The organism is Flavobacterium sp. WC2509 (genome assembly GCF_052683105.1).
The window spans coordinates 3,787,656-3,803,835 of the sequence record NZ_JBQZFG010000001.1; the positions used below are offsets into that span (position 1 = coordinate 3,787,656).

The window sequence follows — 16,180 nt, forward strand, 5'->3', positions numbered from 1 at the left end:
ACTGAATAATTTGTAAAACCAATAATTAGATATTGGTATGCTTTTCATCTAAAATATCCTGAAGTAGCCGTGCTAATATTTTGTCATTTGGTGGCGCTACAATGTCTAAATGATTACCAGAGATATTATGAATAGTGACACCCTTTAGTGCTGCTTTTTTCCAACCAAGATGAGTAGGGTCTAATTTATGGATGATATCATCTTTTGATCGAAATAAATCTACTTCAAAGTTTTGCGGTTTAAGATGGTAGCGATCAACAATTTTTTTGACCATACCATCGGCGACTATAAATTGTTCAAGTGCCAATGCTTCTTGTTCAGTAATGCTATTGTCATGACCAAAATGTCTTTTTAATATATAGTCTTTTTTTCCAATAATACGCATCTTAAAAGCTTTCCAACTCACTAACATTTCTTTTAAAAAGTCTAATCTTCTTTGAGTTACATCAAAGTATCTAATGAGTTGTTTTTGTCTATATGTTTGATAATAATATGAAGAATCAAGATAAGAGTCGAGTAATGCGGTCAGGCTAACTTGTTTTCCTTGATCTTTTAATTGTCGCGTCATCTCAAATGCAACAATACCACCAAAAGAAAAACCTGCCAAAGCATAAGGACCTTTTGGATTTATTTTTAAAATAGCCTCTATGTAATGAGCTGCCATGGCTTCAATTGATTCATACCAATGATCATATCCCTTAGCAGTACCTTGGATACCATAAATTGGCTGATCCTCATCAAAGTATTTACTTAAATTCACAAAATTTAAAACATTGAGCCCTGCTCCATGAATAATAAATAGTGGAGTTTTACTGCCATTTGGTTTTAAAGGAACTAAGCAATCTGAATAAACTTCACTGTCTGCATTTAATAGTTTAGCAAATTTTTCGACTGTTGAATATTTGAATAATGTTGATAGCGGTATTCTTTTGCCAGTGTGTTTCTCTATTTCAATCATAGCTTTTACGGCTTTGATTGAATGTCCACCCATTTCGAAGAAATCACTAAAAATATCAATATTCTCTATATTTAAGCTTTCTTTCCAAATAGCAGCCACTATCTTTTCTTCTTCCGTTCTAGGGGCAGTATATTTGACATTTATGTTTGTTTTATATTGTGATAATGCTTTACGATCTATCTTGCCGTTAAGCGTCGTTGGCATTTTTTCTAATAAATTAAAGTTATGAGGGACTAATTGTGGCGGTAATTGCGAAGACAAAACTTCACGCCATAGAGGTATTTGAATTTCAGCACTTTCTATGCTGTTTTCTGGTACAATATGGGCTACAAGAAAATTTTCATCAGCTAATACGACAGCATATTTTATACCATCAAGTAATATTAGGGCTTGCTCTACCTCACCAGGTTCAATACGGTGACCTCTAATTTTAACTTGTTGGTCTAAACGTCCTAAACATTCTATTTCATTGTTTGGAAGCAATTTTCCTAGATCACCTGTACGATAAAGGATAGCGTCTTTGTTAGTAGAAAATTTGTCTTCAATAAATTTTTCAGTTGTGAGTTCAGGTCTATTCCAATACCCGTTTGCAACACCGTCACCACCAATGATAATTTCGCCAATTTTTCCAGGCGCTACAACTTGACCTTGATCATCAATAATATAAATTTGTGTATTTGCAATAGGCTTGCCAATGGTTATCAATGGATCGTCTGCTTTTATTTGTTTTATAGTAGACCATACTGTGGTTTCTGTTGGTCCATACACATTCCATAGAGTCTCACATTTATTTAAAAGTTCTTTGGCAAGATCTGTGGGCATTGCTTCACCACCACATAGTGCTTTAAGCGGTAATGGTTTAGACCAACCAGAATCTAAAAGCATTAACCAAGTGGTAGGAGTAGCCTGTAAAAAATTGATATTTTCATTTTTTACTAACTCCAATAAAAGTCTTCCATCTCTAGCTGTTTCATGGTCAGCCAGTACTAATGTTGCCCCTTTAATAAGTGGTAAGTATAATTCTAAACCAGCAATATCAAAGGAAATAGTAGTGATTGAAAGTACTCTGTCATTTTCATTAATACCAGGTTCCAAGGCCATACTACAAAGAAAGTTAACCAAGTTTTTATGCGTAATAGGAACACCTTTTGGATTACCAGTTGAGCCAGATGTGTAAAGTATATAAACCAAATCATTTGGAGTAATAGTACTAGCAACAGGTACTATAGCATACTGGTTTAATGAGTTCATGGCATCTTCAATAAAAAGGGTATGTGACCATGACGGCAAGGATGCAGCTAAAGTTTTACTAGTTAATAAAACTTTAGCATTAGAATCATTGAGCATAAATTCTAAACGCTCTTTAGGATATTCGGGATCTAATGGGAGATAGGCTGCACCGCATTGTATAATAGCTAATAAAGTATAAAGCAGTTCCGGACTACGTGGAAAAGATACAGCAACAAAATCACCAGATTCAATCCCTTGCGCTTTTAAATAATGGGCTAATTGGTTTACTTTTTTATGTAACTCAACATAAGTAGTTTTCGAACCATGAAATTCCAAAGCGATATTATTGGGTGTAATTTCAGCTTGAAGTTTCAGCAACTCAGTCAAGGTTACATTTGGATATGAAATTTCAGTATTATTTAGAGTCTGATAATCTAATAAATAATCACCTCCTGTTATATTTTTTAATGGCATATTTACGTTAGATATCAGTTTATTAATAATCTCTTCGAATGTACCCATCATTTGATTTATAGTTTCTGGCTTGAAAAGCGTAGTATTATAAGTCCATTGAAAGGAAGGTCCATTTTTGGTTCTAAAAGCATGAAGTTGAATTTCAAAGGTGGCAAATTCTCTAGGGTTAATTTTAAATTCATGAGAAAGACCTGTAAATGAAAATTCACTTTCTATATCCCGATTTAAATCAACAGTAAGTATAACCGGGACCAAAGGAATCCTTGAAGGATCTCTAGCAATAGGAAAGCTTTTGAGTAGATGGCCAAAACTAACTTGTTGATGTTCGTATGCATCAAATAACTGAGAATTTCTTTCTTTTAAATAATCTAAAAAGCTACTATCAGGATTAATTTTGCTGCGTAGGGGAAGTAGATTTACACAATCTCCAACCAATTGTCTCATATCATATAATATATTTCCCGAAGAAGGAAATCCTACGACTAAATCATTTTGACCAGTGACTTTGCATAAAAAGACCTCAAATGCAGCAAGCAAAGTGGTAACTAAACTACAACCAGCTGTCATTCCAACATTTTTTAGTGAGTTTATAATAGTATCATCTAGAGGGAAATCGAGGCGATGGCTGTTATAGGTACGTAATGAAGGTCTTACGTAATCTATTGGTAATTCAATTGTGGGGACCGATTCTTTATAAATAGAAAGCCAAAAATCCTCTAAAGGTTTATACTCACTACTTTCCATAAAGGAGTTTATTTTTTCGGCAAATTCACTAAAACGTTCTGGTTTTGGCAGGTTTGGTTTTATATTTTCAATATATGCGGAATAAAGTGTACTGAGTTCTTCTAATATAACATCAAAACTTAAACCATCTCCAATAATATGATGATGTGTTAAGGTTAACAGATGTTCATATTCATTAATTTCAATTAAATTAACTTTAAATAAAGGTCCATTAACAAGATCAAAAAGAGATTTAACTTCATCTTTAACTAAAGTATCAATAGACTGTTGCTTTTCAATTGATGGTATATTAGAAATGTTATTATAGGAAATTTCGATAGTAGGATCATTATAAATACACATATAACGTCCGTCTGGACTAAACGTAGCTCTCAAACATTCATGACGTTGCACCAATGTTTTTACTGCTTGGTCAAGTGAATTGATTATTAATTCCCCTTTAAGTTTAATAGAAACGGATAGGTTGTAAGCTTTGTTCGCGTCACTACCTCCAAAGATACAATCGGTCCATATTTCCAATTGTGAATTTGTCGAATAAATTACTCGTTCAATTTCATGTGAAAACGGATTAAATTGGGTTTCAGTTTGTGTTAAGTATTGATTCTTCATTATCCTATTTTTTTAAATGAAATTGTACCGTTTTTATATTGACAAATTAAAATATCAACTACTTGTTATGTTTCCATTATTCTAATAATTGAATCATAATGAATTTTCCTTTTTCATCTTGGTCTTCAATGAACCATGCTGGATTTCCGTTTTCATCTCGTCCCAATTTACTGCCTTCTACTGGAGGTTCATTAGCCATTATAGTATACTTTTTTTCGGGAGTATTACTCTTAATCAGTTGATGACCATTAATCTTTGAAATATCAATAGGATTTTCTGTTTTTAAAAATCCATTGGTTTCAATTCGATTTCCATTATGAATTTTAATGGAATCTAAAGGATTTTTTTTTAGATTAGTATCTAAAGTTGCTCCGTTTAATGAAGCGTTTTGATGATTTTGTAATTGATCTATTTTTTGGTTTAAAAGCTGAATTTGTTGAATAATTTGTTCTAACGAAATTTGATTCTGATTTGAAGATAATTGAATGTTATTTGGTAAAGTAATAGATTCAACAGGTTGGTTTGTAACTGTTTCATTCTTTTCTGGGGAATCAGCTACAAGCTCTTCGGGAAGATTAAGGTCTATATAATCAGCTAAAAGTAATGGTGTTGGAAACACTTCATTCAGTTGTCTAAAAGTAATTGGTAAATCAAATTCTTTTTTCAATCTTCCAGATAATTGAGTAAGAGACAAGGAATCTAAACCAAGTTCTAAGAAAGTATTAGAAGTTGCATCTGATTCATAAATGATACCCGATGCATTTTTTATGATTTCGGAAATCTTAAAAAGTATAGAATCTTTTCTTGAATCATTAGTTTTAATAGTATTGCTATCCGTTTTTAAAGCTACTATAGGAGTATCAGAAACTAAAGGTATATTAACAATAGGCTTTTGGATTGCAGTTGTTCCAATAGTATTTAAAGGTTCAATCCAACAAGGTTTACGATCAAAAACATAACTTGGCAAATCTATTTTTTGTCTTTGTTGTTGATTATAAAAAGATTTCCAATCTGGGTTTATACCTCTCAGCCATAATTCACCCAAAGCATTTAATAAAGTTGAATATTCATTTTCTTGCTCTTCCTTAGGAAAAGTTAAACTAGGAAAAGCAGCAATGATTTTGCCAGCCGCTTGTTGACGGGCTAATGTTGTTAGCGTTTGTCCAGGACCTACTTCTAATAAAATATAATCTTCTAATTCAAATGCCGTATCCATCGCATCTGCAAATCGGACGGTATTTTTTAAATGATTAACCCAATACATTGGGCTTGTAGCTTCTGTGTCGGTAAGCCAGGTTCCTGATACTGTTGAGATAATAGGTAATCGAGGTATGCTTAGTTTTATTTTTTCTAACTCATTTTTGAAAGTATCTAAAATAGGATCCATCATAAACGAGTGAAATGCATGACTTGTAGCAAGTATCTTATTTGGAATATCCTGAGCATCCAGTTCCTGATTAAAATTTGCGATATCTTCTTTTTTACCAGAAACAACACAAAACTGTTTTGAGTTTATGGCAGCTACAGAAAGTGTTTCGGGAAGCAGTTCATATAGTTTTTCTGCGGGTACGCGAACTGTTAACATAGATCCGGTAGGCAGTTGGCTTATCAAACGACCTCTTGTGGCAACGATGTGTAATGCATCTTTTAAAGTCATGATTCCGGCTAAATGTGCCGCAGTAAATTCACCAATACTATGACCACAAAGAAAAGTTGGTTTTATTCCCCAACTCATCCATAACTGCGACAGGGCATATTCTGTAACGAATAAAGCAGGTTGCGTTAAGCGAGTATCTTTTAAAAGTTCTTCGGCATCGGTAGAGTTGATTTTTGGATAGACAATATCACGAATATCTAACTGTAAATCCTCGATTAATAGTTCAGCACATTTATCTATGGCTTCACGATACACTTTTTCGTTATCATAAAGTGTTTTTCCCATTTGTAAATACTGAGCACCTTGTCCAGGAAAAAGAAATCCCGTTTCACTAGGCACTATCTTTAATAGAGATGATTTGGTACTTTTTATTTTTAGAGAAATTAATTTTTCGGCAGCATCATCATTAGAATCAGCGATTAAAAAGCTACGATGGTTAAAGTCATCTCTTGTAACATTTAGTGAATAAGCGATGTCTACTAGATTTGTATTTTTTGATGCGTCAATGAAATGTCCCAATGCATTTTCATACCCCAATAAACTATTTTGATTTTTTGCGGACCACATTAATAATTGCAAAGGTCTTCCAGTTGAAGAAGGTTGAGGTTCTGCAACATATTCTTCAACAATCACATGCACATTTGTACTACCAATACCAAAAGAACTCACACCAGCTCTCCTTGGGCCATCTGCCTCCCAATCAATCAATTTGTTGTTGATATAAAATGGACTATTAGCAAAATCTATATTTGGATTTGGGTTATTAAAACCAACCATAGGAGGTATTTGCTTATGGCGCATTGACAATAATACTTTAATCAAGCCAGCCACACCAGCTGCAGCAGTTGTGTGTCCCATATTGCTTTTTATAGAACCTAATGCACAGTAACCATTTTTTTCCTGCTTGCCATAAGCTATTCTAAGACCTTCTATTTCTATTGGATCTCCAATCGGAGTTGCTGTACCATGTGCTTCGGTATAGCTAATGGTGGAAGGTGCTATTTTCGCATCGTTAAATGCACTAATGATTGCACCAGCTTGCCCTTTGGCACTAGGAGCCATAAAACTGCCTTTGTCGCCACCGTCATTGTTTACTCCAACACCTTTTAGTATGCCATAAATAATGTCACCATCTTTTTCTGCTTCTTCCAGTCTTTTCAGTAAAACTACACCAGCTCCGTCGCTAAAAACGGTACCTTTTCCAGAAGCTTCAAAAGGGCGGGTGCGTCCATCGGGACTTTTAACAAAACCATCATCGTAAAGATGACCACTATAAATTGGTGCCGTTACGCTAGATCCTCCAGCTAAGGCTATATCACACATGCCAGCTCTAATGGCCTTCGCCGCTTCGGCAACTGCTAAAAGCGAAGTTGAGCAGGCAGAATGTACACTAACAGATGGGCCTTTTAAGTTTAAATGATACGAAGTACGGGGAGCAATAAAATCTTTCCCATTTACAGTATAGACTACTAAATCGCCAACTTGACTCTTTAGTTCAGAATTGTTAAAAATATTGTTTTCGTAATAGGTATTGATTTCACTACCTGAATATACTCCAATGCTTCCTTTATAATGTTTAGGCAGATGTCCGGATTGTTCTAGTGCTTCCCATGCAATTTCTAAAAAGACCCTTATTTGCGGATCCATAGTAGCAGCAAGTTGTGGGTTTAATCCAAAGAAACCGGGGTCAAATGTTTTAGCAATAGGCAAAAGTCCTCTTGCGCCTATATAAAGAGGGTCTTTACGAAGACTTTCAGGTAAACTACTATCTAATTCTTCTTTGGTAAAGAAAGAGATTGTTTCTTTTCCATCCCTTAAATTTTCCCATAATTCATCAATTGTATCAGAGCCAGGGAATCTTCCAGCCATACCAATAATTGCAATGTCTGCTGATGCTGTTTGATTATTAGTATTTTTGAATACAAACAAATCTTCATCACTTTTGCCCTCTCCTAAAATAGTAGAAAGTTCGGCAATTGTGGGATGAATATAAATTTTTGAAACAGAGACATCTATCAATAATCGCTGTCTCATTAATGAAGTTACTTTTTGAGCTAGAACTGAACTTCCACCCATATCAAAAAAATCATCATCTATACCAATGCTAGGTATTTGTAGTTCCTCACTCCAGATCTTTGCAATATCTTTCTCTAATTGTGTATTTGGTTTCTTAAAAAGGGGGGCAGAATCAGGTCTGTTGTATTTAGGAACAGGTAAGTTCTTTTTATCAATTTTTCCATTAGGAGTGATAGGAAATTCATCCACCCAAATATATTTAGAGGGTACTAATATTTCGGGTAAAGTTCTTGAAAGGGTATCATGAATTAGTTTTTCATCTTGTAAGGACTCATCAGATTTTAAATAAGCCACAAGTTTTGGTTCATTTCCAAAATTGGTACTTACTATTACTGCGGATTGTTTTACACCAGGAAGACTATTTAAAGTTGCTTCTATTTCGCCTAATTCAATGCGATGTCCTCTAATTTTTACTTGATGATCAATACGTCCTAAACATTGAAAATCTCCATTGGGCAATAATTTTCCTAGATCTCCAGTGCGATAAATAACGGAGTTAAGTTCAGTAGAAAATGGATTTGAAATGAATTTTTCAGCAGTAAGTTCTGGTCGTTTCCAATACCCTTGAGCAACTCCATCTCCGCCAATAACTATTTCGCCAATTGTTCCGGAGGCAACCGCATGACCTTGCTCATCCAATAAATAAATTTGAGTGTTTGCAATAGGTTGCCCAATTGTAATTAATTCATCGTCTGCATGAATCTGTTTTATCGCAGACCAAATCGTAGTTTCTGTAGGGCCGTACATATTCCAAAGGGAATCACATCTTGAAAGTAGCTGACGGGCAAGGTTCAAAGGCATAGCTTCGCCACCACAAAGTGCTTTTAAACTAAGTGGGGTTTCCCAGCCAGCGTCCAGTAACATTTGCCAAGTAGTTGGTGTGGCTTGTAGTATAGTAATTTCTTTTTCTTGCAAAAGAGTAAGCAAAAGTTCACCATCACGAGTAGTTTTATAATCAGCAAAAACTACTGTGGCGCCTTTAATTAAAGGTAGAAATAATTCCAGACCTGCAATATCAAAGGAAATTGTAGTAATTGATAATAATTTGTCATCTATATTTATTCCTGGCTCAATCGCCATGCTATAAAGGAAGTTTACTAAATTTTTATGGGTAACTGTTACTCCTTTTGGCTTTCCAGTAGACCCGGAAGTATAAATTATGTAAGCTACAGCTTCATTAGAAACAGTAACAGAAACGGGTAAGATAGAATATTTGTCAAGTAAAGATAATGCGTCTTCAATTAATATAGTTTTTGAACAATTGGGTAATGAAGTTGATAATGATTTTGTAGTTAGCAAAAAACTGGCCTCAGAATCTTCGAGCATAAATTCTAAACGTGCTGTTGGAAAATTTGGATCTAAAGGTAAATAAGCAGCTCCACATTGTAAAATAGCAAAAAGCGAAGCAATTAATTTAGGAGTTCGCTCCATGGATACAGCAACAATTTGTCCTGGACATAAACCTTGAGCTAAAAAATAATTAGCCATTTGATTTATCATTTTAGCTAATTCGCTATATGTAATCTGTTTTTGATCAAATTCAAGTGCTATTGAATTGGAAAACATTTCGGCTTGTTCCGCGAAAAGCTCATGTAACGTACTTTCGGGATACGCTATTTTAGCCCAACCTATATCGTTGTCTAAGCTATTGTTGTTAGATCTTTTCATTTTAAGTAGATTATAATTAAAGTTGGGCAAATAATAATCAATACTAAATTTTAAATAAAATGGAATCTAAATTTAAAATCGATTAGTGCATAATGAATACATTTTTATTTACAATTGCCTACTTAGTTAATATGTGTGTAAGAATTATAATTGGTTTTAGGTTTAGTTTTGAGTTTTATTCAAACTAGTTTTATGTGTTATTAATCAATTACTTAGTCAAAAAAAGGAAAAAAAAATCATTAATACATGTATTTTCTTTATAAAGCTATTATTATCGATGAATGGCATATTTCAAATTAGATAAGGCAATTTTATTAAAAAATGAAAAGAATATTTTGAAGTTAATTTTTCTATAACTGTTTATTTTTTAAATAATTAGTGTGTTTTTTACAGTTGAATATTTGGTATGGTTTACTCTTTATTTTAGACCTTACTATATAGGTATAATTTACTATGCAGGTTTTGGAAGTATTAAGAGATAATTAAAATACAGTTCAAAAATTTTCAAAAACAATAAATCCGACTGAATAATGTACTGTTGAAGAATAATAACTTCTAAGTGATCAAATAACAAATAATTGCACTATAGAGATGTAATTTTTTATTGTATATAAATTTACTTCACATAAAATTAATTTCCTTGCCTGTTGTGTATTTTGAAAATCAAAAAAATAGCTTTTCGATACTAATTGTATTTTTTCTCAGGAAAATGTCTACTTAAATAGATAAATATTTATTTATAAAAATTCATCTATTTAATAAAGTGTTTAAAATCATTAAAGTACTTGTTGATTAAATGATTTGAATATTTTAATTAAAGGCCCTAATGATTATAAAATAAAAATAATAGATCAATATAATTAATTGTAATAAATCATCTTTATCTAATGATATCATGTAATTAATTGGATATTAGGATGTTTAATTCGTGTTTTTATTATTTATTTAATGGAAATGATGTCTTTTTATGTAATTTATTTAGCAATTTACTACGTGTTTTTGCATTTCAATATAGTCTTAAATTCTTATATACGGTTTTTATTTGCATTTTATCGGACAGAAAGTTGACTTCATCGAGTATGTTGATTTTATTTTGTTTACTTGATAGACTTATCATAAATTAGTACTGGTTTTCAAATAGATACGTAATTTAATACCATTTAACTATGAAGAATTTTATCTTAGATATCCAAAATATCATTATCGTCATAGCTCTGGTTTTTTCTTTCAAAGTTAGCAGTCAAGCAGGTATGTCTGGTCCTAACAGTTTACAGGAAACATTTCATGAAAGCATTAATGTAACTGGAAATAATTTAGCAGGAAGTTCGGGTAAAATTTCGTATTCTATAGGACAAATATTTTTTACCCCAATTGGAGAATCAGTAAGTAAAGCATCCCAAGGAGTTCAGGGTAACTACGTGGATCAAACCATTTGGAATGGTTCTAATTGGGACAATGGAACTCCAACTAGTTCAACAGATGCATTAATAATTGGCGATTACAATGTTTCCGCAAACATTACAGCGAGTAACCTAACAGTCGACAACAATGCCTTGACTATCATACCTTCAGGATTCAATGTGAATTTAGATGAGGAATTACAGGTAAAATCAGGCAGTTTCACTCTAAAAAATAACGCCAATTTAATTCAAACATCCGTAGGTACAAACTCTGGAAACATCAATGTTGAGCGTGAAAGTTCGAGTTTATTAAGACTTGATTATACACTTTGGTCATCGCCAGTAAAAAATGACACTTCTTTTTTGAAGGCATTTTCTCCTTCAACAAGTACAAATCGATTTTATACATACAACACATCTACAAACTTATATAATGTAATATCCAATCCCTTGACTATCCCATTTGCATTAGGTCAAGGCTATTTGATCCAAATGCCAAATGATGCTTCACCAACTATTCGAACAAAATACCTCGGAGTATTCTCAGGTGTTCCTAATAATGGCATCTTTACTATTACACTTGCAAATGATGGCCCAGGAAAACGTTTTAATTTAGTTGGAAATCCCTATCCATCTCCCATCAATATAACACAGTTTATTGCAGATAATAGCACCAATATTACTCCAACTTTATATTTTTGGAGAAAAACAAGCGGTTCAGGAGGCGGATCTTACTGCACATGGGCTGGGGGAATATTTGTTAGCAATAATGAACCGGAAGCTTTTGACCCGAATGGAATCATTCAAGTTGGTCAAGGATTTTTTGTAGAAGCATTAGAGCCAGCAACCACGGTTGTTTTTAATAATGGACAAAGAGTTGCTAATAATGCGAATCAGTTCTTTAAAATAAAAGCTGTTGATAGAAATACAATTTGGCTTAATGCGACGAACACGTCTGGAGCTTTTACTCAAATGGCAGTTGGTTATACCACTAATGCAACTACAGGGGTAGATTTATTTGATGGAAAATATTTTAACGATAGTGCAATTGCTTTAAATTCATTTCTAGATAATACAGATTATGTAATTCAAGGGAGACCTTTGCCATTTGATGGCACTGATGTAGTCCCATTAAGTTTCAAAGCTACAAACCCTGGTGACTATACAATAGCCATTGATCACGTGGATGGTTTGTTTACTGGCCTACAAGAGATTATACTAAAAGATAACGACAACGGTACAGAAACTAATTTAAAATTAGGTAAGTACAACTTTACTGCGGCAGCAGGGACTACAAATTCCAGATTCTCATTGAAATTCCAAAAGACTTTAGGAATCTCACTTCCTGACTTTGATAAGGATGGTGTTTTAGTTTACCAAAACCAAGGGAAAATCAATATAATGTCAAAAGTTTCGGAGATTAAAGATGTAAAGATTTATGATATAAATGGAAGATTATTATTTGAGAACACTAATGTAAATACTAAAGAAACCAGTTTCGACAGTTTAAAATTTGCTGACCAAGTATTGATTGCTAAAATTTGGTTAGATGATGATAAATTGATAAGTAAGAAAATAATTAACCAAAATAGTGTGGATAAACATTAAAAAATGCACTTAGGGAGTTTATAAATATTTGTGTTTTTCTGGACAACTTTATTTAATGATTATGTTAATGGCAGCTATGTTTTTAGTAGTAAATATATAATTGAATTACTATCTAAATTATGTTTAACACAGAATGCTGCTTGAGGGAGATTATCAATAATTAATTTTAGATTAAAATAAAAAAAGAGCAGAAACTTAAATTGATTTAGGCATTTTTTAAATTTCAATTAAAGTTATTGAAAGATTGGCTACAATCAAATTTTAGAAAACATTTGTAATATTAAATGAAGAAAAATGATGAAAATTACACTAACTACCCTATTGTTCTTGACTGTTACACTTACAATTTTTGCACAGTCACCCGAAAAAATGAGTTATCAAGCCATTATTAGATCGCAAGATAATAAATTGGTAAAAAGTTCTCCCATAGGTTTACAAATTATTGTACACCAAGGAACGGCTACAGGAACTAGTCAATACCAGGAAACACATATTGCACCGACAAATGAAAATGGTTTAGTTAGTCTCGAAATTGGGACTGGAACTGTTCAATCTGGCAACTTTAGCACTATAGCTTGGGAAAATGGTCCCTATTTTATTGAGATAAAAGTAGATGTTACTGGAGGTGCAAATTATTCTATTAGTGGAACCACGCAACTTTTGAGTGTGCCATATGCCTTGCACGCCAAATCAGCTGAAAAAATACTTGGATCAACTGGGAATATTGTTTTCCAACCAACAGTAATTCCATTTACTTATAATCGGGATATTGCTAGTTCAGACATAAACAATACAATAGAATGTAAAACATCAGCTACCTTGACATTAACTGAAAATTTTAGTGCCATGAAGATAGGAGATATAATTAATCTGGAAGCACATAACGGAGCTGAATTAACAATACTAGCAACATCAGGCGTATCAATTAACTATAAGAGAAGTGGTGTTGCGAAGTTTACAAGCGTTCTTGAAAATGTAAAAATTGGGTTATTGAGAAAATCAGGTGATAACGACTATATAATATCTGGACAATGAAATATCTAATTTACACCTTACTCTTTTCGACTGTAGTTTTTTCGCAAAACTACTACTATGCTGGACAGGAAAGTAGCGCAACTTCAGATATGAAAACATCGTTTAATCAGTGGGAAGAAACTGTGTATTTCAATTCTTATTTATTGCCATTATCTAGAAAATCAGAATTACAAAGTGCCTTAGATACTTATGGTTCTGTAAGACTTGAGGAAGGTGATTATAGGGAAGGCGGACTACAAAGTATTACTTTAAAAAGTAATATGAAATTATTTGGACACCATACTTATAATGTCGTACCAGAAATTAATATTGCTGCTGGGTCAGATAATGTAATGGTAGCCAGTGTGAAATTATGGTACGGTCTTAATTTTTTAAGCGGTGAGCCAATAACAAACTGTATAGTTTCGCATGTAACTGGAGGAGATATTACCTCAACAAACGCTTCTGTTGAACTTTGTATCTTTTTTGATATTATTGGCACTAATCTACTTGTCGATAATACTTCTAGTGGCTATTTTAGAAATAATTATTTAATTAAGCATTGGATAACTTCAGTTTACCCTGAATTACTGTTAAAGGGCAATAATACAACTCCTAGCTATAATAATATTTGGGTTTGGTTGAATCTTTTAACAGCGCACGGCGATGCTACTGATATTGATAATTTTGGTAACATACATGTAATAGGATTAGATGCTGAGGCATGGAATTATGAAAATTTAGGAACTGGAAAAGCATTGTTATATATGCGAAATATGAAAGATGTTAGATTAACGGGTATGACAGGTAGTGGTTATGCAACTAATTCAACAGCAGTTTTTGATATACAGTCTGAATCTTTAACGTTGTTGGACAAAAAAATCACTACTAGTATCGGGCCTGCAAGTGTTACTACAGCTAAAACACTTACTGTAAATTCTACCGCTAGTTCTTCAGAAGGTTCATACAATGTTACTGGAGGCAACTATGATATCAGGGGGTATTTTAATGATAATCTGCTGGCTTACAATGGAGCAAGTCAAACATCTACAATTACAGATCCTGTTGTTGCTACAAATATAAAAAACTCTTTACTAGGAAGTAAAAGACAGCCGTGGCCACGACCTATTTTTCCCGAAATAGCAGATCCAGCGGGTATAAATTGGAAATCCGAACGAGTTGGAAAGCCAAGTAGTAGAGCATACATTCAAGGTCTTATCGATACTAACGGAATTGCAAATTTACCTGAAGGAATTTACTATATTGATGCTCCATTATTAGTAAATAAAGACGAAGGAATTATCGGTTCAGGAACAGGAAAAACTGTGATTATTGGTTTAACGGATGATTTTAATTTAATTAATGTAAGAGGCTCTGGAATAGGTACTTTTATCATTAACTATTTAACCCTGGAGGGGGGCGATAAAGGGGTTAATATTACATCAGACGGCTATGACGTGTGGTTTCAGCCTAATGCTATTAACTTTAAATTTGTTGTTTTTAGAAATCAAGCTACCTACGGAATAGAGGTTGCACAGTTGTATGGAATGGATAATTGCATGTTTCAGCAAGTACATTTTTTTAACATACCAGTTGGATTTAAACAAACTGCAGATCCCAATTATGGTGGCTTTGAAACAAATCACATGACCTATATTGATAAAACTGTATTTTACAAATGTCAAGCTATAAATTGTGGAACAGGATTTTCACTGAGAACCGCTAGAGGTGATAACTTAAATGCTTGGGTAAATTGTAACTTTGATGGTAATACGAATTCTAGTATAGATTTTGTAAATCATAATGCTCCGCTGGTTGTAAACTGCGATTTTAAACACAGTACTGGAAATAATATTATTAATTCAAATTACACAATAGGAATATACTCTTGTGATTTTTCAAACAATAGCACAAATTCAATAATAAACGGAGATTTAGCAACTATTGAGGGTTGCAATTTCCTTGACGATATTCCATTATTTGGAACAATTAATACCGCATACGTAGTTGATTCGATAGTGACTGGAAGTACAACTGCCATGAGTAATGGTTTGTTTATTAATAGTAGTTTATTAGCAAATCCTTCATTAAGCAAGTTATTAGTAAATATAAATTCTGGTGTTCCAACGGTACTTTTAGACGAAGGCTCAAATCCATATCCGCAACTATTAGTGACTCATAAAAATTGAAAATTTGTCTTTTATTCGAGTGAGTACACTCTAGTTTAATTTTATTTTAAGAAATTAAAAGTTATCAAGTACTAAAATTTTAGCGAAGCAGTTTAGATTAATTTTAATTAATCTAAACTGCTTCGCTATTTGGCTTTATTAAATTTATCAATTTAAATTTTTTAATACATTAAAATTGAAGTAAGATAATATTTATTTTGTCTGTAAGTGCTTTAATATCAATAAAATAATTGTTAATTAAAAATGGTGATTAACTAAATAAACCACCTATTAATTGAGAATTAGAAATAATAGTTATAAATTTTTAAAAATTAGACAAAAAGCATTTAGGGATATAATTAATAAAATAAATCGCCGTTATCTTAATGTTATCTATTTTTTTAAAATATTAGATTTTATATCTCATTTTTACTTTTTAAGTATTATCCTATCTATTTGATTTTTAGGTGTTAAAATAATAAACTGAGTACAATCTATTTTTTATTAATCATAGCTAGATACTTACATATTAATTGTATTTTATGTATTTCATCGTAAATAATGTTAATTATGT

5 protein-coding genes are annotated in these 16,180 nt (G+C 32.6%); 3 read left to right on the forward strand and 2 right to left on the reverse strand.

All coding sequences use genetic code 11. From position 1 onward, the window contains the following. Nucleotides 1–25: 25 nt before the first annotated feature. On the reverse strand, nt 26–4,015 hold the full coding sequence (locus ACUN3A_RS15895) for a non-ribosomal peptide synthetase (protein WP_445552265.1): 3,990 nt from the start codon (nt 4,013–4,015) through the stop codon (nt 26–28). A 76-nt stretch (nt 4,016–4,091) separates the two neighbouring features. Beyond that, on the reverse strand, nt 4,092–9,416 hold the full coding sequence (locus ACUN3A_RS15900; RefSeq protein ID WP_445552266.1) for an amino acid adenylation domain-containing protein: 5,325 nt from the start codon (nt 9,414–9,416) through the stop codon (nt 4,092–4,094). Between the two features lie 1,166 nt (nt 9,417–10,582). Between ACUN3A_RS15900 and ACUN3A_RS15905 the strand changes: the two genes are divergently transcribed. From ACUN3A_RS15905 to ACUN3A_RS15915, 3 genes are all read left to right on the forward strand, one after another. Further along, on the forward strand, nt 10,583–12,424 hold the full coding sequence (locus ACUN3A_RS15905; RefSeq protein WP_445552267.1) for a T9SS sorting signal type C domain-containing protein: 1,842 nt from the start codon (nt 10,583–10,585) through the stop codon (nt 12,422–12,424). Between the two features lie 294 nt (nt 12,425–12,718). Further along, complete coding sequence (locus ACUN3A_RS15910) at nt 12,719–13,459, forward strand: hypothetical protein (RefSeq protein WP_445552268.1); 741 nt, start codon at nt 12,719–12,721, stop codon at nt 13,457–13,459. Continuing rightward, on the forward strand, nt 13,456–15,627 hold the full coding sequence (locus ACUN3A_RS15915) for a hypothetical protein (protein ID WP_445552269.1): 2,172 nt from the start codon (nt 13,456–13,458) through the stop codon (nt 15,625–15,627). Before ACUN3A_RS15910 ends, ACUN3A_RS15915 begins: the two co-directional genes overlap by 4 nt. The last annotated feature ends 553 nt before the right edge of the window (nt 15,628–16,180 follow it).

Bases quoted from the DNA above. Each gene is read 5' to 3' on its own strand.
- ACUN3A_RS15905 (WP_445552267.1), top strand. From the start codon at position 10,583: ATGAAGAATTTTATCTTAGATATCCAAAATATCATTATCGTCATAGCT.
- ACUN3A_RS15900 (WP_445552266.1), bottom strand. From the start codon at position 9,416: ATGAAAAGATCTAACAACAATAGCTTAGACAACGATATAGGTTGGGCT.
- ACUN3A_RS15895 (WP_445552265.1), bottom strand. From the start codon at position 4,015: ATGAAGAATCAATACTTAACACAAACTGAAACCCAATTTAATCCGTTT.
- ACUN3A_RS15910 (WP_445552268.1), top strand. From the start codon at position 12,719: ATGATGAAAATTACACTAACTACCCTATTGTTCTTGACTGTTACACTT.
- ACUN3A_RS15915 (WP_445552269.1), top strand. From the start codon at position 13,456: ATGAAATATCTAATTTACACCTTACTCTTTTCGACTGTAGTTTTTTCG.